The sequence below is a fragment of the Shinella agrisoli genome (genome assembly GCF_046557955.1).
Classification (GTDB): Bacteria; Pseudomonadota; Alphaproteobacteria; order Rhizobiales; family Rhizobiaceae; genus Shinella.
In genome coordinates, this window is record NZ_JBJIEP010000010.1 from 192674 (window position 1) to 217722 (window position 25049).

Sequence of the window (25049 nt, forward strand, 5' to 3'; positions counted from 1 at the left end):
ATGGCCTGGTCCGCCGCGCAGTACCTGAAATTCGAGGACGAGCGCACGCGCCCGGCCCGCGACCTCCTCGCCCAGGTGCCGGCCGCGCTTCCCGCCGGCACGGTCTACGACCTCGGCTGCGGGCCCGGCAACTCGACGGAACTGCTGGCGGCACGCTTTCCCGGCCGCGGCGTGCGCGGCGTCGACAACGCGGCCGACATGCTCAAGGCGGCGCGGAACCGCCTGCCGGGCGTCGATTTCGTCGAATGCGACCTTGCGAAGTGGCACCCGCACGAGCCGGCCGCCCTGCTCTTCGCCAACGCCGTCTTCCAGTGGCTGCCCGATCACCTTACGCTGCTGGCGCGGCTGATGGAGGGCCTGCGCCCGGGCGGCGTGCTCGCCGTGCAGATGCCGGACAACCTCTGCGAGCCCTCCCACCTTCTGATGGAGGAAAGCGCGCGCGCCGGGCCCTGGCGCGCGGCCTTCGAGGCCGGCACCCCGCGCCGCAGGCCCCTGCCCGCCCCCGCCGCCTATTTCGATGCGCTCGGCCCCAAGGCGGCGCGCGTCGACGTCTGGCACACGGCCTACAACCACCCGATGGCGGACGCGGCGGCGATCGTCGAATGGGTGAAGGGCACGGGCCTGCGCCCCTATCTCGACCGCATCCCGGCGGACGAGCGCGGCGGCTTCCTCGCCGACTACGAAGGCCGCATCGCCGACGCCTACCCGCCGATGGCGGACGGGCGGCGGCTGTTGCGGTTTCCCCGGCTGTTCGTCGTGGCGGTGAAGGGCTGAACGGTTCCGCAAGACAAGCCACCCCCCTCGATGCTGCAACGCTCGTCATGGCCTCCCTTCCCAATCCCCGGCGCACCCGGTAAGGAGAGCATGCCGCCCCCCGCGCGCGGCAGGGAGCCCTCATGCAGTCCTCGTCCACCACCGTCCTTTCGCCGGACTGGCCGGCCATCGCGGCCGTCATCCTCGGCGTCACCGCCTTTTCCGTGGCGCAGGGACTCACCTATCCGCTGATCTCGCTGACGCTGGAGGCGCGCGGCACCTCCTCGACGCTGATCGGCGTCAATGCGCTCGCCTTCGCCGCGGGGCTGGCGGCCTCGACGCTGCTCGTCGGCAGCCTCACCGCGCGCTGGCGGGCCGACCGGCTGATCATCGCGAGCCTCGTCGGCTGCTCGCTGTGCCTTGCCACCTTCGCGGCATCCACGTCCTTCGCCGTCTGGCTCGCCGCCCGCTTCCTGCTCGGCTTCTTCGCCAGCCTCATCTTCATGCTCGGCGAAGCCTGGCTGAACGCCGCCTGCCCGGACCGGCTGCGCGGCCGGGTCTCCGGCATCTACGGCGCGGGCATGTGCGCCGGCTTTGCGGCCGGCCCGCTCGCCATTCCGCTCCTCGGCAGCGAGGGCGGGCTCGGCTTCGCGCTGACGGCCGTCTACCTCGCCATCGTCGCCTTCGCCACCGGCATGCTGACGGTCTCCACCCGCACGGTGCCGGAGCCGTCCTCCACCGGCGACGTCTTCCGCTTCTTCAGGGCGGCGCCGCTGCTCGTCGGCATGGTCTTCGCCTTCGGCTTCGCCGACATCGCGGCGATCTCCGCCATGCCGGTCTATTTCGTGAAGACGGGCCATTCGGAGGCCTTCGCCGCGGTCAGCGTGACCGTGCTCGCCCTGCCGACGGCGATCGCCCAGCCCTTCATCGGCGTCGCCCTCGACCGCCTGCCGCGCGAGCGCGTCGCGCTCGGGGCCGCCGGCGTGGCGGCGGCGAGCTACCTCGCCCTGCCGTCGATGGAATCGCAGGCGGCGATCCTCTGCGTCTTCGCGCTGATGGGCGCGGCCGCCTTCTCGCTCTATACCTGCGCGCTCACCATCCTCGGCGAACGCTACAGCGGCGCGATGCTGGTCGCCGGCAGCGCCGCCTTCGCGCTCGCCTATGCGGCCGGCAGCGGCGCGGGCTCCGGCCTCACCGGCGCGATCATGGAGGCCGGCGGGCCGAAGGCCGGACCGCTCTCCGTCGGCCTCGGCCTCGTCGCCTTCACCGCCGTGATGCTGCTTTCGCGGCGGCGGTGACGGCCATGGCGGTTCCACGGGACAGGGACGGACTGCTCGCGGCGATCCGCACGGAGTTCGGCAAGCTCGCAAAGGCATTGGACGATGTCCCTCCGGCCCTCGCCCACGCGCGCACGATGGAGGGGCATGCCAGGGGCACGCAGATGAGCCCCCTCGACCTCGTCGCCTATCTCACCGGCTGGAACGAACTGGTGCTCAAATGGCTGGAGCGGGACGCCGCTGGCCAGCCCGTCGATTTTCCGGAAACGGGATTCAAGTGGAACGAACTCGGCCGCCTCGCGCAGAAATTCTACGCCGACTATGCCGGGGTCCCCTATCCGCAACTCGTCGAACGGCTGCATGCCGCCAAGGACAGGATCGTCGCCGCGATAAACGAGAAGGACGACGCGGCGCTCTACGGCCGCCCGTGGTACGGGAAATGGCCGATGGGCAGGATGATCCAGTTCAACACCTCATCCCCCTATGCCAATGCGCGCGGCCGCCTGCGCAAGTGGCTGAAAGCCCAAGCATGATGCGGGCAGGCCATCCCGCGCCGGCGCGGGATGGCGAAGGCAAGCTCAGACGAACTGGCTGAGGCCCGGCACGGAGGCGACGACCTCGTCGACGGTCTCGTCGCCGGCATGCTCGCGGGCGACCGCGATGGTCTCCTTGGCAAGGCCGGTGATCTCGCCCATGCCGAGGCCCTGGCTCATCAGCTGCTGGCCGAGGCCCATCACGCCGCCGCCGCCGATGGCGCTCATCAGGCCGCCGATGAGGCCCTTGCCCTCGCCTTCGCCGTTGTACTTGGCGACGAGGTCGGCCGCGCCCGGGATGGATTCGATCATCCTGGCGACCGGGCCGTCCGCGGCCTCGCGCTGCAGGAAGCCGAGCATCATGCCGATGGCCTTTTCGGCGAGAGCCGCGTCGATGCCGACAGCATTGGAAACGCGGGTGACGAGTTCGTTCATGGAAAACCCTCCGAAGGAATTGACGTTGACGTCAAGGTAAATGAATTCTCCGGCAAACTCAAGCCGGCCTTCAGCCTCTTCGACAGCCGGGGCGGACCGCTTGCAAAGCGTGTTGTTCCCGTGCCGGACTATCCTTATAACCTGCCTGAGACGATTCAATGAAAACCGTCAGGGCGCGGCGATCCGCCTCCTTTCGGGGATCGGACGAGGAACCGGCAGCCAAGGAGTTTCAACGTGGCGGATTCCATTCTTCAGGACGGAAAGCTCTATATCGGCACCAGCCGCAAGCCGGACGATACGAACAACAAGCCGGAATATCTGGAGCTGAAGTTCGGCAACCGCCACGGCCTCATCACCGGCGCCACCGGCACCGGCAAGACGGTGACGCTGCAGATCCTGGCCGAGGGTTTCTCCAATGCCGGCGTGCCGGTGTTCTGCGCCGACGTGAAGGGCGACCTTTCGGGCATCGGCGCGATGGGCGAGCCGAAGGACTTCCTTGAGAAGCGCGCCGAGCAGATCGGCCTCACCCCTTACGACTTCCAGGAGTTCCCGGTGATCTTCTGGGACCTCTACGGCGAGAAGGGCCACCGGGTGCGCACCACCATCTCGGAGATGGGGCCGCTGCTCCTCTCGCGCCTGATGAACGCCACGGACGCGCAGGAAGGCGTCATCAACATCGCCTTCAAGATCGCCGACCAGGGCGGCCTGCCGCTGCTCGACCTGAAAGACTTCCAGGCGCTGCTCAACTATATGGGCGAGAACGCCGGCGCGCTCTCCAGCCAGTTCGGCTTCATCTCCAAGGCCTCCGTCGGCTCGATCCAGCGCGAGCTGCTGATCCTCGAGCAGCAGGGCGCCGAGCAGTTCTTCGGCGAGCCGGCGCTGAAGATCTCCGACATCATGCGCACGACCAACGACGGGCGCGGCGCGATCTCGGTGCTCGCCGCCGACAAGCTGATGATGAACCCGCGCCTCTACGGCACCTTCCTGCTCTGGATGCTCTCCGAGCTCTTCGAGGTGCTGCCGGAGGTGGGCGATCCGGACAAGCCCAAGCTGGTCTTCTTCTTCGACGAGGCGCACCTTCTGTTCAACGACGCGCCGAAGGTGCTGGTCGAGCGCGTCGAGCAGGTCGTACGCCTCATCCGCTCCAAGGGCGTCGGCGTCTACTTCGTCACGCAGAACCCGCTCGACGTGCCGGAGACCGTGCTCGCCCAGCTCGGCAACCGCGTGCAGCACGCGCTGCGCGCCTATACGCCGCGCGAGCAGAAGGCGGTGAAGACGGCGGCCGACACCTTCCGCCCGAACCCGGATTTCGACTGCGCCGCCGTCATCACCAACCTCGGCACCGGCGAGGCGCTGGTCTCCACGCTCGAAGGCAAGGGCGCGCCCTCCATGGTGGAGCGCACGCTGATCCGCCCGCCGTCCTCGCGCCTCGGCCCGGTCACGGACGCCGAGCGCCAGGACATCATGAAGGTCAGCCCCGTCTCCGGCCTCTACGACGAGGATGTCGACCGCGAATCGGCCTACGAGATCCTCACCGCCCGCGCCAGGCAGGCGGCCGATGCCGCCGCCGCGCAGCAGCAGGCGGAGGCCGAGCAGGCCGGACAGCCGTCCTCCGGCGGCAGCCGCTGGAAGCTGCCCGGCTTCGGCGACGAGGAACCGGCCGCCCAGCCCGCCCCCAGGCAGCCGCGCGCCCGCTCCGGCTACCAGCGCGAGACGGTGGCGGAAGCGGCGATGAAGTCGGTGGCCCGCAGCGTGGCGACCTCGCTCGGCAAGGCGCTGGTGCGCGGCATCCTGGGAAGCCTGCGGCGGTAGGAAGCGCTCGGCGCTGCCCCTCACCCGATGCGCGGATCGGCGCGGAAATCCTCGCGGGAGAAACCGATGCGGCGGGGCGGGTGGTCGCAGAGCGCCTGCACACCGAGCGACGAGAGCCGGATGCGCCAGGTCTGGCGTTCCACCGGCCGCGGCGCGGCGAAGGCGGCGGCGGTGAGGAGCGCGAGATTGGCGCCGGCGGCGGGATCGCGCACGGAGCGGTAGAGGATGGCGGCGACGCCCGCCGCGCGCGCGCCGTCGGCCAGCACCTGGCAGGCGGCGTAATCGGTCGGGTGGGTCCAGAAGGCCGCGTCCCGGTCGAGCGGGGGAAGCGTGAGGTCGATGGCCTCGTCCGCCGCGATCGCGGCGGAGAAGGCGGTGTAGTCGGCGGCATTGCCCGGCAGGGGCGTTGCGGGCGATTCGGCGAAGAAGAGCAGCCGGTAGAAGGCCATCTCGGCGAGCGCCGTCTCCACCGCGAGGGAGGCGTAGTAGACGCCGAGGGTGCGCCCTGCCCGGCGGAAACGCGAGCCGTGCGGATAGACCGCGCCGTAGCGGAAGGGCGTGGCGAGCAGGTAGTCGAGCCCGGCGCATTCGGGCGGCAGCACCGGCTTGCTCTCTTCGAGGAGGTCTTCCAGCAGCGCCTGCTCGTCCAGCGTATCGACGAGCTTCAGCGTCGAGACGCGGTGCTGCGCCTCGACGAACCGCCAGACGGCGCCCGAAAAGGGCCGCGCCTCAGACGAGAGCGCGGCGGGCGTCCAGGTAGGCAAGGACATCGACGAGGCCGGAAATGGAGACGATACGGTCGACGGGGCGCGCGCCGAGGACGCTGTTCTGCGCCGTCATCCAGGCGCGGGCCACGGTCTCGTCGCCGCCGGTGATGGCATCGAGCGAGCGGAAGAGGCGCACGAGCAGCACGGCAAGCTCGAACGGCTTGGTGCCGCGCTCCAGGAGCACGTCCTGCCGCTTCAGCCGCGAGACCGTCGCCTCCGACACGCCGATGACCGCCGAAAGGATGCGCGCCGTCAGCCCCAGCCGCTCCGCCGCATTGACGGCGGCCTTGGTGAGCACGACGCCTTCGGCATTGGCTTGCGGTACGGGCTTGCGCTGCATGACACGATCTCCTTTCATGGGAAACAATATAGGCGTTATTTTTCCCGTGACAAGATGTATTGTGCGGCGTGCCGTGTGGACGGATCCTCGGGTCAAGCCCGAGGATGACGGAGGGGAGGAAGCGGTTTCCCGTCTATTGAACGATGCGGCATGCGGCGACGCCGCTTCGATCGCCGCACCTCTCTTCTGTCGTCATCCTCGGGCTTGACCCGAGGACCCACCTCCGTACGACCACACAAAGAAAGGCCCGGACGCAGGGAACGTCCGGGCCTTCGGGGAGGTCGGCGGGCGAACGGCTTACTTGCAGACCTTGATCTTCTTGATGATCACGTTGCCGTAGTAGTCGTAGGACTTCACCTTCTTGACGAAGCAGTGCGGCTTGTAGCCGTAGCCGTAGTAGCCGGCCTGCGAGGGGGCGGCGAAGGAAACGGCGGCGATGGCTGCGATGGCGGCGGAAACGATGATCTTGCGCATGGGGTCTCTCCTGATCGGTTGGGATGAGCCTCTCTCATCCGGTGATCGGAAGGTCGCACATCCCCCTTCCCGACGCTGTTCCCGGCGGAACAGGCAAAAGGCCGCCCGGTTCGGCGGGCGGCCTTTTCGCTCGATGGCCGGAGCCGGTCAGGCGACGGTGGTCTTGACGTCGAGGTTGCCGCGGGTGGCGTGGCTGTAGGGGCAGACGACGTGGGCCTTCTTCACGAGGTCCTCCAGCACGGCCTTGTCGACGCCGGGGGCCGAGACTTCGAGGGCGGCTTCCAGACCGAAGCCGCCGCCGTCCTCGCGCGGGCCGATGCCGACCGTGGCGGTGACCTTGGCGTCGTCCGGGATCGACACCTTCTCCTTGCCGGCGACGAACTTCAGCGCGCCGAGGAAGCAGGCGGAATAGCCGACCGCAAAGAGCTTTTCCGGGTTCGCGCCCGTCGCGCCGTCGCCGCCGAGCTCCTTCGGAACGGTGAGCGTCACGTCGACGGTGCCGTCCTCCGTCGCGCCGTGGCCGGCGCGGCCGCCGGTTGCGGAAGCCTTGGTCCTGTAGAGAATGGGCATGGGTGTCTCCTTCCTGCTGTCGTTGACGATGGAATACTGATAGCGCATAATTAGATTGCGCGCAATATGATTTTGCAAATTGCAATTCCGGCCGTTTGTGCGACAATGGCACCATGACCGACAAACGTGACGAAGCTGAGACAGACGACATTCCGGCGGACATGCTGGCGCTCGACCGGCAGCTCTGTTTCGCCGTCTATTCCGCGGCCCATGCGCTCAACCGCACCTACAAGCCGCTGCTCGACCCCTACGGCCTCACCTATCCGCAATATATCGCGCTGATGACGCTGTGGCAGGAGGACGGGCGCACGGTGAAGGCGCTCGGCGAGACGCTGGGGCTCGATTCCGGCACGCTCTCCCCCCTTCTCAAGCGGCTGGAGGCGGCCGGCTACATCCGCCGCGCCCGCGACAGGAGCGACGAGCGCCAGGTGCTCGTGACGCTCACCGACAAGGGCCGCGCCATGCAGCACGAGGCGGTCGCCATCCGCATGGCGATCGGCAAGGCGACGGGATGCCCGCTCGAAGCCCTGCAAGCGCTGACCGGCGAGCTCCAGGCGCTGACCGAACGGCTGGAAGCGGCCCAGGCGCGCGACGACGCCGCCTGAAAAGCCGGATTTTACGGGGTCGGCGCCCGCAGGGGCCGAGACGCCGGACGCCATCATCCTCGACATCAACATGCCCGTGATGAACGGCTTCGAGTTCCTCGACCGCTATGCGCAGGAATTCGAGGTGCACGCCCCCGTCGTCGCCATGCTGACCAGCTCGCATCTCGGCAGGGACCGGGAGCGGGCGATGCAGTACAGCTTCGTGAAGAGCTATTTCGAAAAGCCGTTGCAGGCCGACCACCTGCGGACGATGCGGAACTGCTGGACGGCTGAGGAGCGGCTTCCCCTCCCCAATGGAAGCGCCTGCGGCTTTGCCCCTCACCCTGACCCTCTCCCCGCAAGCGGGGAGAGGGGACATGCTTTTCAAACCGGCCTTGCCTGAGGAAAACGGCGCGTCATCCCCCTTCTCCCCGCCTGCGGGGAGAAGGTCGCGGCAGCGGGATGAGGGGCAGGCTATGCGGCGGCTTGCCCTTGGGCTCCGAACCACCCTCTCGTATACAATTTCGGCAGGCCGCCGCTTTCCCTCTCCCTTTCCGCGAAAGCTTCGCCATAGTGGCCGCATGTCGACGATTCGTCCCCTGATTCCCCTTCTCGTCACCGCAGGCATCCTGATCGGGGGCAACGGGTTGCAGGGCACGTTCATCGCGCTCCGGGCCGCGCAGGAAGGCTTCTCCACCTCGGTGATCGGCTTCGTCGGGGCGGGCTACAGCATCGGCTTTGCCATCGGCTGCATCTACGTGACGCGCGTGCTGCGCGCCATCGGCCACATCCGCACCTTCTCCGCCATGGCGGCGATCGCCTCGGCCTCGGCCATCGCCATGGTGCTCGTCGTCGACCCGCTCTTCTGGTTCGCGATGCGGCTGGTGGCGGGCATCTGCTTCGCCAGCCTCTTCGCTACCGTCGAAAGCTGGCTGAACGCGGCGGTCACCAACGCCAACCGGGCGCGCACGCTCTCCGTCTACCGCCTCGTCGACCTCGGCTCCGTCACCGCCGCGCAATACCTGATCCCCGGCATCGGCATCGGCGGCTTCGAGCTCTTCGCCGTCATCGCCATGGCGCTGTCGCTGTCGCTGGTGCCGATCTCGCTCGCCGACCGCTCCAGCCCGACCGTGCCGGAGGCGATCCGCTTCGACGTGAAGAAGCTCTGGAACATCTCGCCGCTCGCCACCGTCGGCTGCATCGTCGTCGGCCTCACCAACGCCGCCTTCCGCAACCTCGGACCGATCTACGCGCACGACATCGGGCTCTCGGTGACGGCGATCGCCAGCTTCATGAGCGCCGGCATCGTCGGCGGGGTGGTGCTGCAATATCCGCTCGGCGTCTATTCCGACCGGCTCGACCGGCGCCTCATCATCCTCGTCGCCACGCTCGGTTCGGCGCTCGCCGCGCTCTACCTCGCCTTCTTCGCCGGCGGCGACGAGTGGAGGAACTTCGTCGGCATCTTCGTCTTCGGCGCCTTCGCCATGCCGCTCTACTCGCTCTGCTCGGCGCATGCCAACGACCATGCCGGCGAGGGCGAGCATGCGCTGGTCTCGGCCGGCATGCTGTTCTTCTGGTCCATCGGGGCGATCATCGGCCCGCTCTTCGCCTCGGTGCTCCTGCAGTTCTTCGGGCCCGAGGCGCTGTTCCTCTACACCGCCGCCGTGCTCGTCGCCTTCATGGCCTATACGGCGCTGCGCATGAGCGCGCGCCCGCCCGTGCCGGCCGGCGAGCGGCGCAGCCGCTTCCGCAACCTCCTGCGCACCTCCTTCTTCTTCAACAAGCTCGCCGCCTCCGACAAGGACCGGGACGACGAGCGCTGAGGCTGCGGCAATCTGGTCGCCCGCCGCTTATTGCTGAGCGCTGCGCTCAGGTTTAGAAGCAGGACAGCATTTCGCATCGCCCCCTCGCCCCGCCGCCGCTTCGCCGGCACACCTCTCCCCGAGGGGAGAGGGAAACGGATATGCCGGCAGGCGGACGAGGGGGCAGCGGGGAACGCTACCCGGAGGGACCGCCATGCTGACACGCCGCACGCTGATGAAGGGCGCACTCGCCGCCGGGGCCTATGCCGGCGGGCTCGGCCTTGCGGGGCGCTTCGGCGGGCCGGCGAACGCCGAGGCGGCGGAAACGCTCGTCGCGCGCACCACCGAGGCGATGATCACCGGCAAGGGGCCGACGAAGGGCGCCATGACCTATGGCGAGGCGGAGGTGCCGCCGGTGCTGCGCATGCGGCGCGGCAAGCCGTTCGCGCTGCGCCTCGACAACCGGCTCGACGAGCCGACGACGATCCACTGGCACGGCCTCAGGATCGACAACGGCATGGACGGCGTGCCCTTCCTCACGCAGCCCTACGTCTACGGCGGCGACGGCTTCGACTATGCCTTCACCCCGCCCGACGCCGGCACCTTCTGGTATCATCCCCATTGCAACACGCTCACGCAGATCGGCCGCGGCCTTGCCGGCGTCGTCGTCGTGGAGGACCCGGCGGACCCGGCCTTCGACGCGGAGATCGTGCTCAACCTGCGCGACTGGCGGCTCGGCGGCGACGGGCAGTTCATCGCCCAGTTCCGCCCGCGCGACGCCGCCCGCGCCGGCACCTTCGGCACCGTGCGCACCGCCAACTGGCGGATGTCGCCGCAATACGACGCGCCGGCCGGCGGCCTCGTGCGCCTGCGCCTCGCCGCGACGGACGTCACCCGCATCCTCGCGCTCTCCGTGGAGGGCGCCGAGGCGCAGGTGATCGCCCTCGACGGCAATCCCGTCGCGGAGCGCTTCGTGCCGGACCACCTGATGATCGGCCCCGGCCAGCGGCTCGACCTCGTGCTGCGCATGCCCGACGGCGAGGGCGCGCTCGCCGCCCTGCGCGACCTTCGCGGCACGAAGCCCGCCACGCTCGCCACCTTCCGCGCCGCGGGCGCCTCGCTGAAGCGCGCCATCGCCGACCTGCCGGCGCTTTCGGCAAATCCCCTGCCCGAGCCGGACCTTTCGGCCGCCAGCGAAATCCCCTTCGTCCTCAGCGCCTCGGCGGAGGAGCGGCCGAAGGACGGCATCTGCGGCTCGCTCGGCTACAATTTCTGGGCCATCAACAAGGTGCCGTGGGCGGACGACACGGGCGACCCGACCGCCCCGCTCGCCGAGATGAAGGCGGGCAAGACCTACATCTTCAACGTCGAGAACCCGACGCCGCAGATCCACCCGCTCCACCTGCACGGCCTCGTCTTCCGGCCGATGAACTCGAACAAGCAGCGGCCCGCCCCGCATTTCTCCGACACCTACCTCATCCTGCCGGACGAGAAGGTGCAGCTCGCCCTCGTCGCCGACAATCCCGGCGACTGGGTGTTCCACTGCCACATCATCGAGCACCAGAAGACCGGCATGACGAGCTATGTGCGGGTGGCGTGAGGGCTGCCCATCGGCGGCGCGGCACGCGGAACCGTCGTGATCGCCCTCCGCACCTCTCTTCTGTCGTCATCCTCGGGCCCGGCCCGGGAACCAGGCGGCGCGCGGGGCGTCCATGCCCAACCCTTCCGGTTGCATCGGCCAACTTTTCGATTGTGGCAAAACCGTGAAGAGTCTAAAGCTGCCCGATCGAAAATTTCGAGAAAGTTCCGCCCGAGCCCGTCATGCAGATCATCGATACCACCGCAGCCCTTCGCGACGCCTGTGAGACGCTTGCCCGTTCCGAGTATCTGACGATCGACACGGAGTTCCTGCGGGAGACGACCTTCTGGCCGGAACTGTGCCTCATCCAGCTCGCCGGCCCGGACACCGAGGTCATCGTCGATCCGCTCGCCAAGGGCCTCGACCTCGCCCCCTTCTTCGCGCTGATGGCGAACCCGGCGGTGCTGAAGGTCTTCCACGCCGCCCGGCAGGACATCGAGATCATCTTCAACCGCGGCGGGCTGATCCCGCATCCGATCTTCGACACGCAGGTCGCCGCCATGGTCTGCGGCTTCGGCGACAGCGTGTCCTACGACCAGCTCGTGCAGAAGATCAAGGGCGTGCACATCGACAAGTCCTCGCGCTTCACCGACTGGAGCCGCCGGCCGCTGACCGAAAAGCAGCTCGAATACGCGCTCGCGGACGTCACGCACCTGCGCGACGTCTATCTGGCGCTCAAGGAGAAGCTGGACGCGGCCGGCCGCTCGCTCTGGCTCACCGAGGAAATGGCGGTGCTGGAATCGCGCGAGACCTACGACCTGCACCCGGACGACGCCTGGCGGCGGCTCAAGATGCGCGTCAAGAAGCCGATGGAGCTGGCCGTCCTGCAGAAGGTCGCCGCCTGGCGCGAACGCGAGGCGCGCGGGCGCAACGTGCCGCGCTCGCGCATCCTGAAGGACGACACGATCTACGAGATCGCCCAGCAGCAGCCGGCCGACGCCGAGGCGCTGGCGCGCCTGCGCACCATCCCCAAGGGCTGGGAACGCTCGCAGTCCGGCGCCGCGCTCGTCGAGGCGATCAACGAGGCGCTCGCGATCCCCAAGGCCGACCTGCCGCGCCTGCCGCGCCAGAACCACGTGCCGGAGGGCGCCGCCGCCGCCAGCGAGATGCTGAAGGTGCTGCTGAAGATCGTCGCCGAGAAGGAAGGTGTCGCGGCCAAGATCATCGCCAATTCCGACGACCTCGAAAGGATCGCCATCGAGGGCGAGGCGGCGGACGTGCCGGCCCTTCACGGCTGGCGCCGCGAGCTCTTCGGCGACACCGCCCTCAACCTCATCGGCGGCAAGGTGGCGCTGCGCTTCGTCGACAAGCGGATCGAGGCGGTGGAGCTTTAGCATTCCGCCGCGGGCGGAACGGAAAAGGCCCGCGCCGTGGCGCGGGCCTTTCCTCGCAGCCTTCCGCCGGCGTCAGCCCGCGCCGTGCGTGGCGGGCTCTTCCGGGAAGGCGGGGGCCGGCATGGCCTCGCCGTCGAGGACCCGCCGGGCGCGGTCCTGGTCGATGTCGCCGACCCAGGAGGCGATCACCACCGTCGCCACGCAGTTGCCGAGGTAGTTGCCCAGCGCGCGGGCGATGCCCATGAACCAGTCGACCGACAGCACCAGAACCAGGCCGATGGCCGGAATGGTCGGGATCGCCGCGAGCGTGGCGGCGAGGATCACGATGGCCGAGCCCGGCACGCCATGGGCGCCCTTCGAGGTCACCAGCGCCACGCCCAGGATCGCCAGCAGGTCGACCGTCGACAGCGGCGTGTTCGTCGCCTGGGCGATGAAGACGGCGGCCAGCGTCAGGTAGATCGAGAAGGCGTCGAGGTTGAAGGAATAGCCGGTCGGGATCACCAGGCCGACGGTGGAATCCTTGATGCCGAGATGCTCCAGCTTGCGCATGGTCTGCGGCAGCACGGCGTCGCTCGATGCGGTGCCGGCGACGATGCCGACCTCGGTGCGCAGGTAGCGCAGCAGCTTGACCAGGCTGAAGCCCGCGAGCCGCATCACGAAGCCGAGGACGACGAAGACGAAGACCGCGATGGTGAGGTAGAACAGCGCCACCAGATAGCCGAGCTGCGCCAGCGAGCCGATGCCGTACCGGCCGACCGTGAAGGCGATGGCGCCGAACACGCCGATCGGCGCCAGGCGGACGATGAAGGACATGATCTTGAAGGTCACGTCGCCGGCCAGCTCGATCATGTGCAGGAGCGGCCTGCCGCGCTCTCCCACCTGCGACAGGGCGCAGCCGAACAGGATGGCGACCACCAGCACCTGCAGCACGTCGCCCTGGGCGAAGCCGCTGATCATCGTGCTGGGGATCAGCTTCATCAGGAACTCGACGGTGCCGCCGCTGCTGACCTCGTGCGCCCTCTCGACATAGGAGGACAGCGCCGAGGCGTCGAGCGTGCTGACGTCGATGTTCATGCCGTGGCCCGGCCCGAAGATGTAGGCGATGGCGATGCCGAGCGCGAGGGCGATGGTGGTGATCACCTCGAAGTAGACGATGGCGCGCACGCCGACGCGGCCGACCTTCTTCAGGTCCCCCGCCCCCGCGATGCCGTGCACGACCACGCAGAAGACGATGACGGGGACCAGCATCTTGATGAGCTTGATGAAGCCGTCCCCGAGCGGCTTCATCTTCGCAGCGAACTCCGGCGCGAAGAAACCGGCGGCCACCCCGAGCAGCAGCGCGAGGCAGACCTGTCCAAACAAGGACTTCGACCAATTCGGCATATGTGTTCCTCCCTGTGACGGAAGGGACAGCCTGCGAGCCGGATGCACGGCCTCCACCGTCTCCCTCGCATCGGCGGCGCAGCGGTTGCCCCTCGTGGAACGATATTGGCGAATATCATATCTTTGTCTAATATCGATTTATCACCGATCTATACGGTAACGCTATGAGGATGCGTCAGCTTCAATGTTTCGTCGTCCTGGCCGAGGAGCTGAGCTTCACCCGCGCGGCCCAGCGGCTGAACATGTCCCAGCCGCCGCTCAGCACGCAGATCCAGACACTCGAGCGCGAGCTGGGGGCCGAGCTGATCAGCCGCACCAGCCGCAAGGTGACGCTCACCCGCGCGGGCGAACTGTTCCTGCAGCGGGCCAGGAACATGCTCGACCAGTACGAGCGCAGCCTGCAGGAAATCCGCGAGATCCAGCAGGGCCAGGACGGCATGATCGAGATCGGCACGACCGGCTCCATCCTGCGCGGCGGCCTGTCGGAGCTCCTGGCGGGCTTCGCCGCGGCGCATCCCCGGATCACCCTTCGCGTGCACGAGCAGTCGCCCGCCGCGCAGATCAACGAGGTGCTCAGCCGCCGCACCGACGTCAGCTTCAACCGCTCGATGCCGCGCGACGAGGAGCTGGCCTGCGAATACGGCTGGCAGGAGGAGATGGTGGCGCTGCTGCGCAGCGACCACCGGCTCGCCGGGCGCGCCAGCGTCTCGATCACCGACCTGCGCGAGGACCAGCACGTGGTGCTGCGGCCGGACAGCTCGGATTTCGCGGCCTACGTGATGGCCTGCATCGTCGCCGCCGGCTATCGTCCGCGCGTCTCGCAGCAGGTGATCGACGCGCAGTCGATCCCGAGCCTCATCGTCGCGGGCTTCGGCGTCAGCATCGTGCCCGCTGGCATCGCCAGGCTGACGGCCGGACCGCTCGCCTTCGTGCCGATCCGGCCGAACCCGCCCGTCTCCGACGTCTATATCGTCTATCACCACAATGATCCGGTGCCGTCGCTGCGGCTGTTCCTGACGGAGATCCGCCGCAAGCTGGGCCACGATGCCGCCTGATCCCTCCCCCGTCACGAAAGCGACAAGCAACTGTCAAGCGAGCGTCATGTGCGCCGCCTATCAACTGGCGTCGCTTTGCCAACCCATGGGGACGATCATGACCAGGCACCTTCTTTCGACCGCCGCGCTCGCGCTTGTGATGACCACCGCCGCCCTCGCCGAGGAGAGGGAATTCCCGGCCACGCTGAAGGGCCATGCGATCCTTCCGGCCGACACCATCATCGCCGCGCCGGCGGACGCCGCCGACTACCTCAAGACCTCCGGCAAGTTCTCGACCGCCGACCGCAAGCGCGCCGAGGCGCCCGGCAGCGTCATGGGCAAGGACGGCGTGCGCGAGACGGGCCTCGCCCTGCCCTTCGAGGGCCAGCCGATGCAGGGCTTCTCCGGCATCAAGGCCATGGAGGACGGCACGTTCTGGACGCTCTCCGACAACGGCTTCGGCAACAAGCTGAACTCGACCGACGCCATGCTGATGCTGCACAACGTGCGCTTCGACTGGGAAAAGGGCACGCTGGAGCCGGTGAAGACCGTCTTCCTTTCCGACCCGGACAGGAAGGCGCCCTTCCCGATCGTCATGGAAGGCGCCGGGAAGCGCTACCTGACGGGCGGCGACTTCGACGTCGAATCCATCCAGCCGGTGGCGGACGGCTTCTGGGTCGGCGAGGAATTCGGCCCCTACATCCTGAAGTTCGACCTCGACGGCCGGCTGACCGACGTGATCGCGACAGAAGTCGACGGCAAGCCGGTGACCTCGCCGGACAACCCGACGCTCACCGTGCAGGCCGACCCGTCGAAGAAGGCGCCGGCCTTCAACCTGAAGCGCTCCGGCGGCTACGAGGGCCTGGCGCTCTCGAAGGACGGCACGAAGCTCTACGGCCTGCTGGAAGGCCCGCTGTGGACCGACAGCGAATCGGTCGAGCAGGCGGACGGCCGCCCGGCGCTGCGCATCATCGAGCTCGACACCGCCTCCAAGGCGTGGACGGGCCGCAGCTGGCTCTATCCGCTCGCGGACGGCGGCGAGGCGATCGGCGACTTCAACATGCTGGACGAGACGACCGCGCTGGTGATCGAGCGCGACAACGGCGCCGGCACGGCGGACAAGGCCTGCGCCGATCCCAAGGACCCGAAGCCGGACTGCTTCGCCACCCCCTCCAAGGTCAAGCGCATCTACAAGATCGCCATGACCGACGAGAACGCCGGCAAGGCGGTGCGCAAGATCGGCTATATCGACCTCCTGAAGATCGCCGACCCGGACAACCGGAAGCGCCAGGGCGGCGGCGACGGCTTCTACGACATGCCGTTCGTGACGATCGAGAACGTCGACCGGGTGGACGAGACGCACATCGTCGTCGGCAACGACAACAACCTGCCCTTCTCCGCCGGCCGCGCGCTCGACAAGGCGGACGACAACGAGTTCGTGCTGCTGGAAGCCGGCGCGCTCTTGAAGGCCGAATGAACCGGAAAGCGGGCCGGCACCGCCCCGCTACCGCGGATCGACCAGTTGCAGGATGAGCTGGTGCACGTTGCCGCCGTCGCTCATCTCGACCTTGTCGAAATCGCGGCTGCGGGCGCGCTGGGCCTGCGAGAGTTCGCCGAGGCGGGCCTGCAGCTCGGGGCGGATCTTGCGGCAGTGCGGGTCGTTCCCGACCGTCATGCCGACGCTCACCGCCTCGATCTGCCGCACCATGTCCTTGATGAAGTCGCCGTGCACCTTCTCGTGCGCCGTCACGCCGGAAATGAAGGTCTCCCAGCGGCTTTTCAGCGGCTCGGAGAGCTTCGTCTTCAGCTTCGGCAGCGTGTAGGTGATGACGAGCTTCGGCCGGTTGACCGTGATGACGCAGGCATCGCCCTGGCGCTCGTACTTGCGCGTCCAGGTGAGCTTGAAGCCGGTATGGGCGATGACGCGGGCGACGCCGAGCTTGGGGCCGCGCTCGCCGATCGACCGGTAGATCTCCAGGCCCGTCGAGCCCTCGACCGTATAGGGCTCGACCCGCTCGACCGCCTGCCAGTCCTGCGCGGCGGCGCGTGCCGCAAGGAGGAGGCCGGCGGCGAGGAGGGATGCGGACAGGAAGCGGGTGCTCGCCATGGGCATCACAGGAACCGGAAGGCGAGCTTTTTGCCCGTCAGCCTGGCGAGCTGCTGGAGGCGGCCGTCGAGCCGTTCGCCGGCGAGCTCGGCATAGTCCGCCGGCACGACGAGCTCGAGGTCGACGTCCGGCTGCGCCGACCTGCGGAAGGCGATGTGCGGCACGACGCCCGGCATGGAGGCCGAGAAGAGGTAGACGACGCGCAGGAGGCCGCCGACGAGCTTGGCGAGCTCGCGCAGGCGGGGCGTTGCGATGCCGGCCAGCGAACTGCTGACGGCGTCGTCGTTGAGCCCCTCGAAACGGTAGTAGTTGGTGAGCGCGATGAAGGCGCGGCCGGGATGGGTGATGCCGATGAAGGTGCCGTGCGCGATGAGGTTCAGCGCCTGGAGGCCGCGGTAGTCCGGATGCGCGCGCCAGCTGATGTCGGCCAAAAGGCAGGCGGCCTCGCGGTAGCGGCGCTCCTCTGCCGTCTCCGTGATGCCGAAGAGCGGCATCATGCGGCCGGTCCATTCGGCAAGCTCGCGGGCGTGCTCGGGCGAGCGGGCGCGCAGGATGGCGAGCTCGCCCGCGGCGGCGAGCAGCGGGTCGCGCGCCTTCTCGCGTTCCGGCAGCAGCGAATAGAGGTAGCCCTCGCGCACGCCCTGCGCGGAGAAGAAGACCCGCGAGGGCTTCATGATGGCGATCGTCTCCTGCAGGGCGACGGCGCCGAAGGGCAGGAGGTTGCGCCGGCTCTTGGAGATCGCCGCATAGGCCGGGTCCTTCTGGTCCTTGGCGGTGACGATGTCCGTCAGGAAATCCATGGCGTCGGAAAAGCCGAGCTCGTAGCCCTGGATCATGTGCAGGGGATAGTTCTGCATCTCCATGTGCAGGGCGCCGATGGCGCGCCACGTGCCGCCGACCGCATAGAAGGCGCGGCCCGCCCCGTTCTTCAGGAGGCCGGCGGTGCGCAGGTATTTGCGCGCGACGACGCGCGCCTGCGCGGGCGAACCGCCGGAGGCCTCGGAAAGCCGGATGCCGCCGAGCGGCAGGGTGATGCCCTTGCCGATCATGCCGCCGGCGACGTCCACCAGCTCCAGCGAGCCGCCGCCAAGGTCGCCGACGATGCCGTCCGGATCGTAAAAGCCGCTGACGATGCCGAGGGCGGAGAAATAGGCCTCCTCCTCGCCGGTCAGCACGCGCACCTTCTGGCCGAGGATCATTTCCGCCTGGTGGATGAAATCGGGGCCGTTCTCGGCCTCGCGCGCGGCGGCGGTCGCCAGCGCGAACATGGTGGAGGCGCGGGCCTGCTTCGACAGGGCCTTGAAACGGTGGAGGGCGGAGAGCGCCCGCTCGACGCTCGCCGGGTCCATGCGGCCGGTCTTCGCAAGCCCCTTGCCGAGACCGCACATGACCTTCTCGTTGAAGAGCATGGCCGGCGAACGGCTCATGCCCTCGTAGATGACGAGGCGAATGGAGTTGGAACCGATATCCACCACCGAGACCGGGGCAATTCCAGGCAAACGCCCCTGGGCTTCAGATTCGACCATGCATGTCCAGTTACTTCTTCCGGCGGCCTTGCCAGCCCGCGATCGCCCTCGGTGCGCTGGACTTCAGGGCTTCGCCCCGGCCGGACAGGCTGGGGTTGGTCATGAAGTAGTGCTGAGCGTTGAACGGCTCGGCGCCGGGCTGCACTTCCATGCGCCGGGACGTTCCGTCCGGAAGGATCTCGTAGCTCTGCTGGTTGTCGATGAGATTGCCCAGCATGATCTGCGAAAGTACCTGCTCATGCACCGTCCGGTTGATCAGAGGCACGAGTGTCTCGACCCGCCGGTCCAGGTTGCGCGGCATCATGTCCGCCGAGCCTATATAGACCAGCGCCTTGTCCGAGGGAAGCCCGTGGCCGTTGCCGAAGCAGAAGATGCGGGAATGCTCGAGGAAGCGCCCGACGATGGACTTGACGCGGATGTTGTCCGAAAGGCCCGGCACCTGCGGGCGCAGGCAGCAGATGCCGCGCACGACGAGGTCGACCTCCACGCCCGCCTGGCTCGCCCGGTAGAGCGCGTCGATGATCTCCGGGTCGACCAGCGAGTTCATCTTCATCCAGATACCCGCCGGCGCGCCGTTCTTCGCGTGCGCGATCTCCTCGTCGATGTGACGCAGGATGCGCGGGCGCAGCGTATAGGGCGAGAAGGCGAGCTTCATGCCGGCCTCGGGCTCGCCGTAGCCGGTGATGAAGTTGAAGATGTTCGCCATGTCGTTGGCGATGGTGGGGTTGCAGGTGAAGAAGGAAAGGTCCGTGTAGATCTTCGCCGTGATCGGGTGGTAGTTGCCCGTGCCGAGGTGGCAGTAGGTGCGAAGCCTGCCCTCCTCCCGGCGCACCACCATCGACATCTTGGCGTGGGTCTTCAGCTCGATGAAGCCGAAGACCACCTGCACGCCGGCGCGCTCCAGATCGCGCGCCCAGCGGATGTTCGCCTCCTCGTCGAAGCGGGCCTTGAGCTCGACCAGCGCCGTCACCGACTTGCCGGCCTCGGCCGCGTCGATGAGGGCGCGCACGATGGGGCTGTCGTTGGAGGTGCGGTAGAGCGTCTGCTTTATCGCCAGGACGTCAGGATCGCGCGCAGCCTGGAGAAGGAACTGGACCACCACGTCGAAGCTCTCGTAAGGATGGTGGACGACCATGTCCTTTTCGCGGATGGCGGCGAAGCAGTCTCCGGCGTGCTCTCGGACGCGTTCGGGAAATCGGGCATTGTAGGGCTCGAACCTCAGGTCGTCGCGCGGCGCCTTGGTGATCTCCGACAGCGTGTTGAGGGCGAGCAGGCCCGGCAGGACGGCGACGCGGTTGTCCGGCACGCCGAGTTCCTGCACCACGAAGCGGCGCAGCGATTCGGGCATTTCCGAATCGGTCTCGATGCGGATCACCGAGCCGCGGCGGCGGCGCTTCAGCGCCGTCTCGAAGAAGCGCACCAGGTCCTCGGCCTCTTCCTCCACCTCGATGTCGCTGTCGCGGATGATGCGGAACGTGCCCGAGCCGCGCACGATGTAGCCGGGGAAGAGTCTTCCGATGAAGAGCCCGACGGCGTCTTCCAGCGTGATGTAGCGGATCGCCTGGTCGGCGTCCGGCAGGCGGATGAAGCGGGCGAGCGCGACCGGCAGGCGCAGGAGCGCCGTCATCGGCTCCTTGCCCGTCGTGCTTTCCAGCTGCAGGCCGATGGAGAAGCCGAGGTTCGGGATGAACGGGAACGGGTGGGCCGGATCGATGGAGAGCGGCGTCAGCACCGGGAAGATCGACTGGGTGAACTCCTGCTGGAGCCAGACCTTGTCGTCGCTCGACAGCGCCGTGGGACGGACGATGAGGATGTCCTCCTTGGCGAGATACTGCTGGAGCACGGCGAGCGAGGCCTGCTGCTCCATCTGGAGGTTGTCGATCTCCTTGAGGATGTCGTCGAGCTGTTCGGCGGCGGTCTTGCCGTCGGGGCTGCGGATGCCGACGCCCTGGCGCACCTGGCCTTCCAGGCCCGCGACGCGCACCATGAAGAACTCGTCGAGGTTGGCCGCCGAGATCGACAGGAAGCGCACGCGCTCGAGCAGCGGATGGGCCGTGTTCAGCGTCTCTTCCAGGACGCGGCGGTTGAACTGGAGCCAGGAGAATTCGCGGTTGATGAAGCGCTCGGGGCTCGCCATCAGGGCTTCGATGTCGACCACCGCCCCTTCCGGCGCCGCGTCCTCGACGGGCTTTTCCTGAGAGAGGTCCGAAGTCGCTGTATCCATTTCACATTCCGCCCGTTGACCGTCTTCCGGCTCCTATCCCAGTTTGACGACGGAACTGTGACAGTCAATCCGGGGCGGTGGAATAAGGCGGGTACTCCCCCTCTGCCGGGCATCTCCCATCGCGGTCAGGCCGCCGCATCTGGAGACTGCCCCTCATCCGGCCTGCCGGCCACCTTCTCCCCGCAGGCGGGGCGAAGGAGATGTGCCGCACCGTTTTCCTGAAGCAATGGCGGCCCGCAAGGCAAGTCCCCTCTCCCCGCCTGCGGGGAGAGGGTCAGGGTGAGGGGCGAACGCCAAATGCGACGGCGGCAAACCGCAGGCACCGGGAACCTACCCCGCGAAATCCTCCCCGCCGACCATCTCGCCCAGCACCTCCTGCGCCAGCGCGCGGGTGATGCGGCTGCCGCGGGCGAGCGCGAGGCGGTCGAGCCGGTCCACCAGCGTCTGGGCGGCCTCCAGCGAGCGCTCCATGCGCGCGACGATATAGGCGACGAGCCTGTCGTCGACGAAGAGCTGGCGGTCGGCGAAGAGCTTGACGATGACCTGGGAGAGCAGCTCGTCGTCGGGCTCGCCGATCTCCACCACGGTCGCCGCCTTCAGGCGCGAGCGCAGGTCCGGCAGGTCGACCGGCCAGGACATCGGCCAGAGCCGGCTGGTGACGAGCAGCGTGTGGCCGTGCTGGCGCACATTGTTGATGACGTGGAAGAGCGTGCGGTCGTCGAAGCCGGCGCGGTCGGCGTCCTCGATGAGCACGGGGCCGCGCGCGGCCGCCTCTTCCGCGCCCTCCCTCGGCCGGGCCGAAACCAGCGTCGCGCCGGCCTTCTCGCGCCAGATGGCGGAAAGGTGCGACTTTCCCGAGCCGACCGGCCCGGCGATGACGACGACGGGCGAGGGCCAGTGCGGCCAGGCGTCGATCATCGCCACCGCCGCGTCGACGGGCTTTGCGACGAGCAGGTCGTCGCGCCCCGTGGCGGGATCGTGCCCGAAGGCCAGCGGCAACTGTTCGGCGGTCTTGCTGCGCGAGGTCATGGTCTTACCCGGATACGCTGTCGAGGCCGGTCACTCTTCCGGCAGGCTCTCTTCGAGGAGGACGGGCTTGCTCGCCCCGTGATAGAGGTCGCTGTCAAGGTAGCGCTGGAGGCCGAAGCGGACAAGAACGCCCACCGCGGCGGCGGCCGGCACCGCGATCATCAGCCCGACGAAGCCGAAGAGCGCGCCGAAGGCGACCAGCGCGAACATCAGCCAGACCGGATGCAGCCCGACGCGCGAGCCGACGAGCTTGGGCTGGAGGATGTTGCCCTCGATGAACTGGCCGGAAAAGAAGATGGCGGCGACGAGGACGATCATCCAGTAGTCCGGCCAGAACTGCACGATCGCCACGCCGACCGCGAGCACCAGGCCGACCAGCGAGCCGACATAGGGAATGAAGCTGATGAGCCCGGCGAAGAGGCCGATCAGCAGGCCGAAGTTGAGGCCCGCGAAGGAAAGCCCGACGCCGTAGTAGAGGCCGAGGATGATGCAGATGGAGCCCTGCCCGCGCACGAAGCCGGCGATCGCCGCGTCCATCTCCGAAGCGATCCGGCGGACGTTCGTCACATGGTCGCGCGGCACCCAGCTGTCGACCTTGGCGATCATGCGGTCCCAGTCGAGCAGGAGATAGAAGGCGACGACCGGCGTGATGACGAGGAGCGAGACGATGTTGACCAGCGCCATGCCGGAGTTCCAGAGCTGCCTGAACACCGTGCCGAGGAAGCCGGCGCCCTCGGCGAGGATGGACGAGAAGCTCTGCTTGATCGTGCCCATCTGGCTGCTGATCCAGGTGGGCAGGAGATCGGGGTTGAAGCTCGCCACCAGCTCCTGCAGCTGGCTGACATAGCCCGGCAGCGTCTCGAGGAAGTCGGCGGCCTGGGTCGCCAGCAGCGGGATGACGATCATCAGCGACAGCGCGAAGAGCACGACGAAGGCGACGAGGATGACCACCGTCGCCATGAGGCGGCTGAGGCCCCAGCGCTCCAGCCGGTCGGCCACCGGATCGAGGAAGTAGGCGAGCGCCATGCCGGCGATGAAGGGCAGGAGGATGTCGCTGAAGACGAGCAGGAAGAGCACGAAGAAGGCGAGCGCGATGAGCCAGAAGATCACCTGCCGCTTCAATCCCGCGCCGCTGATATGGGCTGCCATCGCGCTCTTTCCCGTGTTCCGCCGCTGTTGGCAGACGAGATAGGATGCGGGGGCGAGGAAGGTCAAGGCTCCGTTGGAAAAGCAGGAGAAGCCGCATTCGTGCGAAATGCCCCTCATCCGGCCTGCCGGCCACCTTCTCCCCGCAGGCGGGGCGAAGGAAAGATGCCGAACCGTTTTCCCCCATTTCCACATGGCTGCGTGGCGCGTCCCCTCTCCCCGCCTGCGGGGAGAGGGTCAGGGTGAGGGGCAATCTCCACACGGCCGCCGGCAAACCGGTGAAAAAACCCCTGCATTCCCGGCATTCTTCTTGCACTTCATCCCCCATCGTGCCAATCGGGCGCAACAGCGCGCGAGCCGGAGACGAGAGCATGAGCCAGTCGGGAAAGAACGGTCTGACCTATAGCGATGCGGGCGTCGACATCGACGCGGGCAACCTGATGGTCGAGAAGATCAAGCCGGCGGTGCGCTCCACCCGCCGCCCCGGCGCGGACGGCGAGATCGGCGGCTTCGGCGGGCTGTTCGACCTCAGGGCCGCCGGCTTTTCCGATCCGGTGCTCGTGGCGGCCAACGACGGCGTCGGCACCAAGCTCAAGATCGCGATCGATGCCAATCGGCACGACACCGTCGGCATCGACCTCGTCGCCATGTGCGTCAACGACCTCGTGGTGCAGGGCGCCGAACCCCTCTTCTTCCTCGACTACTTCGCCACCGGCAAGCTCGATCCCGAGCAGGGCGCGGCCATCGTCGAGGGCATCGCCGAAGGCTGCCGGCAGGCCGGCTGCGCGCTGATCGGCGGCGAGACCGCGGAAATGCCGGGCATGTATTCGCATGGCGACTACGACCTCGCGGGCTTCGCCGTGGGGGCCGCCGAGCGCGGAAAGCTGCTGCCGGCGGGCGACATCGCCGAAGGCGACGTCATCCTCGGCCTTGCCTCCTCGGGCGTGCATTCCAACGGCTATTCGCTGGTGCGCAGGATCGTCGCGCTCTCCGGCCTTGCCTGGGATGCCCCTGCCCCGTTCGACGGCGCGAAGAGCCTCGGCGAGGCGCTGCTGACGCCGACGAGGATCTATGTGAAGCCGCTCCTGAAGGCGATCCGCGAGACGGGCGCGATCAAGGCGCTGGCGCATATCACCGGCGGCGGCTTCCCGGAGAACATCCCGCGCGTGCTGCCGAAGCATCTTGCCGCCGAGATCGACCTTGACGCCGTCAAGGCGCCGCCCGTCTTCTCCTGGCTCGCCGGGACCGGCGGCGTGGAGGCGAAGGAAATGCTGCGCACCTTCAACTGCGGCGTCGGCATGATCGCGGTCGTGCCGGAGGAGAAGGCCGATGCGGTCGCCGCCGTGCTGGCCCGCGAGGGCGAGAGCGTCTTCCGCCTCGGTCGCATGGTCGCCCGCAACGAAGGCGCGGCCGGCACGATCTACAAGGGCGCGCTCGCCCTATGACGCGCGCCCGCAAGCGCGTCGTCGCCTTCATCTCCGGCGGCGGCTCCAACATGCTGGCGCTGGCGAAGGCGGCCGAGGCGCCGGACTTCCCGGCGGAGATCGTCGCGGTCTTCTCCGACAAGGCGGAGGCCGGCGGGCTGGCGAAGGCCGAGGCGCTGGGCATTCAGACCCGCACCTTCCTGCGCCGGGATTTTGCCGGCAAGGAGGCGCACGAGGCGGCGATCCTCGAGGCGCTCGACGCGCTCTCGCCCGACATCGTCTGCCTTGCCGGCTACATGCGCCTCTTATCCGGCGCCTTCATCCAGCGCTACGAGGGTCGCATCCTCAACATCCACCCCTCCCTGCTGCCGCTCTTTCCCGGCCTCCACACGCACCAGCGCGCCCTCGACGCCGGCATGCGGATCGCCGGCTGCACGGTGCATTTCGTGACGGAAGGCATGGACGAGGGCCCGGCCATCGTGCAGGCGGCCGTGCCGGTCCTGCCGGCCGACACGGCCGACACGCTCGCCGCGCGGGTGCTGACCGTCGAGCACCGCAGCTACCCGCTGGCGCTCAGGCTCGTGGCGGAAGGCAGGGTGCGCATGGAGGGCGGCAGGGCGGTTGCGGCGGACGACCTGCCGCGGGTGGACGGCGCGTGCCTGATTTCGCCGGCGGCGTAAGGCCGGATCGATCGGCTGCTTGAGAGGCTGAACGAGCTGGTGAGCAGCCCGTCCGTCTTGCCCGGCCCCTCACCTTATCCCCGCTCTCCCCCATCTCCTCCGTCATCCTCGGGCTTGTGTGGAAGAAGTGTGGTTTACTGGATGCACCGGCCGGGATGCGCATCCCGGCCGGTGCA

23 protein-coding genes and 1 pseudogene are annotated in these 25049 nt (G+C 68.2%); 13 read left to right on the plus strand and 11 right to left on the minus strand.

The features are described from left to right. The 3 genes from tam (at position 1) to ACIIOY_RS13315 (ending at position 2563) form a co-directional block, all read left to right on the plus strand. Entirely contained in the window at positions 1–774 is a 774-nt protein-coding gene (gene tam / locus ACIIOY_RS13305; RefSeq protein ID WP_411035154.1) for a trans-aconitate 2-methyltransferase, read from the plus strand. Between the two features lie 122 nt (positions 775–896). Then, entirely contained in the window at positions 897–2051 is a 1155-nt protein-coding gene (locus ACIIOY_RS13310; RefSeq protein WP_411035155.1) for an MFS transporter, read from the plus strand. Positions 2052–2056: 5 nt separating this feature from the next. Further along, positions 2057–2563, plus strand: a complete 507-nt coding sequence (locus ACIIOY_RS13315; RefSeq protein WP_411035156.1) for a ClbS/DfsB family four-helix bundle protein — start codon at positions 2057–2059, stop codon at positions 2561–2563. A 45-nt stretch (positions 2564–2608) separates the two neighbouring features. Here ACIIOY_RS13315 and ACIIOY_RS13320 read toward each other — a convergent pair whose 3' ends face one another. Beyond that, positions 2609–2998, minus strand: a complete 390-nt coding sequence (locus ACIIOY_RS13320) for a hypothetical protein (RefSeq protein ID WP_411035157.1) — start codon at positions 2996–2998, stop codon at positions 2609–2611. Positions 2999–3244: 246 nt separating this feature from the next. Here ACIIOY_RS13320 and ACIIOY_RS13325 point away from each other — a divergent pair, with 246 nt between their 5' ends. After that, positions 3245–4810 carry a helicase HerA-like C-terminal domain-containing protein gene (locus ACIIOY_RS13325; RefSeq protein ID WP_411035182.1) on the plus strand — a complete coding sequence of 522 codons (1566 nt, stop codon included), beginning with the start codon at positions 3245–3247 and terminating at the stop codon, positions 4808–4810. Between the two features lie 20 nt (positions 4811–4830). On the opposite strand, the gene ACIIOY_RS13330 is transcribed toward ACIIOY_RS13325, so the two are convergent. The 4 genes from ACIIOY_RS13330 to ACIIOY_RS13345 all read right to left on the minus strand — a co-directional run bounded on the left by ACIIOY_RS13330 (position 4831) and on the right by ACIIOY_RS13345 (position 6961). Next, positions 4831–5580: an RES family NAD+ phosphorylase gene (locus tag ACIIOY_RS13330; RefSeq protein WP_411035158.1), complete on the minus strand. Its 750-nt coding sequence runs from the start codon at positions 5578–5580 to the stop codon at positions 4831–4833. Then, on the minus strand, positions 5540–5917 hold the full coding sequence (locus tag ACIIOY_RS13335; RefSeq protein ID WP_411035159.1) for an antitoxin Xre/MbcA/ParS toxin-binding domain-containing protein: 378 nt from the start codon (positions 5915–5917) through the stop codon (positions 5540–5542). Before ACIIOY_RS13335 ends, ACIIOY_RS13330 begins: the two co-directional genes overlap by 41 nt. Before the next feature lie 297 nt (positions 5918–6214). Continuing rightward, a complete protein-coding gene (locus ACIIOY_RS13340; RefSeq protein ID WP_411035160.1) occupies positions 6215–6391 on the minus strand; it encodes a hypothetical protein in 177 nt (58 codons plus the stop codon). A 147-nt stretch (positions 6392–6538) separates the two neighbouring features. Continuing rightward, positions 6539–6961 (minus strand): organic hydroperoxide resistance protein, encoded by a 423-nt coding sequence (locus ACIIOY_RS13345; protein ID WP_411035161.1) that lies wholly within the window; start codon positions 6959–6961, stop codon positions 6539–6541. A 113-nt stretch (positions 6962–7074) separates the two neighbouring features. Between ACIIOY_RS13345 and ACIIOY_RS13350 the strand changes: the two genes are divergently transcribed. From ACIIOY_RS13350 to rnd, 5 genes and pseudogenes are all read left to right on the plus strand, one after another. Next, positions 7075–7566 (plus strand): MarR family winged helix-turn-helix transcriptional regulator, encoded by a 492-nt coding sequence (locus ACIIOY_RS13350; protein WP_411035162.1) that lies wholly within the window; start codon positions 7075–7077, stop codon positions 7564–7566. Positions 7567–7612: 46 nt separating this feature from the next. Continuing rightward, positions 7613–7948: pseudogene (locus ACIIOY_RS13355) on the plus strand (response regulator); the annotation flags it as partial. Positions 7949–8126: 178 nt separating this feature from the next. Next, complete coding sequence (locus tag ACIIOY_RS13360) at positions 8127–9368, plus strand: MFS transporter (protein WP_411035163.1); 1242 nt, start codon at positions 8127–8129, stop codon at positions 9366–9368. A gap of 193 nt (positions 9369–9561) precedes the next feature. Then, positions 9562–10947, plus strand: coding sequence for a multicopper oxidase family protein (locus ACIIOY_RS13365; protein WP_411035164.1), 1386 nt, complete (start codon positions 9562–9564; stop codon positions 10945–10947). 227 nt (positions 10948–11174) lie between these two features. Continuing rightward, positions 11175–12320 (plus strand): ribonuclease D, encoded by a 1146-nt coding sequence (gene rnd / locus ACIIOY_RS13370; RefSeq protein WP_411035183.1) that lies wholly within the window; start codon positions 11175–11177, stop codon positions 12318–12320. A 72-nt stretch (positions 12321–12392) separates the two neighbouring features. Here the strand turns inward: rnd and dctA are convergent, their stop codons facing one another. Further along, positions 12393–13703, minus strand: coding sequence for a C4-dicarboxylate transporter DctA (gene dctA / locus ACIIOY_RS13375; protein ID WP_411035165.1), 1311 nt, complete (start codon positions 13701–13703; stop codon positions 12393–12395). Positions 13704–13873: 170 nt separating this feature from the next. Between dctA and ACIIOY_RS13380 the strand changes: the two genes are divergently transcribed. Both ACIIOY_RS13380 and ACIIOY_RS13385 read left to right on the plus strand, forming a co-directional pair. Continuing rightward, on the plus strand, positions 13874–14758 hold the full coding sequence (locus ACIIOY_RS13380) for a LysR substrate-binding domain-containing protein (RefSeq protein WP_411035166.1): 885 nt from the start codon (positions 13874–13876) through the stop codon (positions 14756–14758). Positions 14759–14855: 97 nt separating this feature from the next. Continuing rightward, positions 14856–16214, plus strand: coding sequence for an esterase-like activity of phytase family protein (locus tag ACIIOY_RS13385; protein ID WP_411035167.1), 1359 nt, complete (start codon positions 14856–14858; stop codon positions 16212–16214). 27 nt (positions 16215–16241) lie between these two features. Here the strand turns inward: ACIIOY_RS13385 and ACIIOY_RS13390 are convergent, their stop codons facing one another. The 5 genes from ACIIOY_RS13390 to ACIIOY_RS13410 form a co-directional block, all read right to left on the minus strand. After that, positions 16242–16850 (minus strand): DUF922 domain-containing Zn-dependent protease, encoded by a 609-nt coding sequence (locus tag ACIIOY_RS13390; protein ID WP_411035168.1) that lies wholly within the window; start codon positions 16848–16850, stop codon positions 16242–16244. Beyond that, a complete protein-coding gene (ppx, locus tag ACIIOY_RS13395; protein ID WP_411035169.1) occupies positions 16850–18370 on the minus strand; it encodes an exopolyphosphatase in 1521 nt (506 codons plus the stop codon). The genes ACIIOY_RS13390 and ppx overlap by 1 nt, the downstream gene beginning before the upstream one ends. 10 nt (positions 18371–18380) lie before the next feature. Next, positions 18381–20594: an RNA degradosome polyphosphate kinase gene (locus ACIIOY_RS13400; protein ID WP_411035170.1), complete on the minus strand. Its 2214-nt coding sequence runs from the start codon at positions 20592–20594 to the stop codon at positions 18381–18383. Between the two features lie 330 nt (positions 20595–20924). Then, positions 20925–21623, minus strand: coding sequence for a DnaA regulatory inactivator HdaA (hdaA, locus tag ACIIOY_RS13405; RefSeq protein WP_411035171.1), 699 nt, complete (start codon positions 21621–21623; stop codon positions 20925–20927). Between the two features lie 30 nt (positions 21624–21653). Further along, complete coding sequence (locus ACIIOY_RS13410) at positions 21654–22772, minus strand: AI-2E family transporter (RefSeq protein ID WP_411035172.1); 1119 nt, start codon at positions 22770–22772, stop codon at positions 21654–21656. A 368-nt stretch (positions 22773–23140) separates the two neighbouring features. Here ACIIOY_RS13410 and purM point away from each other — a divergent pair, with 368 nt between their 5' ends. Both purM and purN read left to right on the plus strand, forming a co-directional pair. Then, positions 23141–24214 carry a phosphoribosylformylglycinamidine cyclo-ligase gene (gene purM, locus ACIIOY_RS13415; protein ID WP_411035173.1) on the plus strand — a complete coding sequence of 358 codons (1074 nt, stop codon included), beginning with the start codon at positions 23141–23143 and terminating at the stop codon, positions 24212–24214. Then, positions 24211–24873, plus strand: coding sequence for a phosphoribosylglycinamide formyltransferase (gene purN, locus ACIIOY_RS13420; protein ID WP_411035174.1), 663 nt, complete (start codon positions 24211–24213; stop codon positions 24871–24873). The genes purM and purN overlap by 4 nt, the downstream gene beginning before the upstream one ends. Positions 24874–25049: the final 176 nt, after the last annotated feature.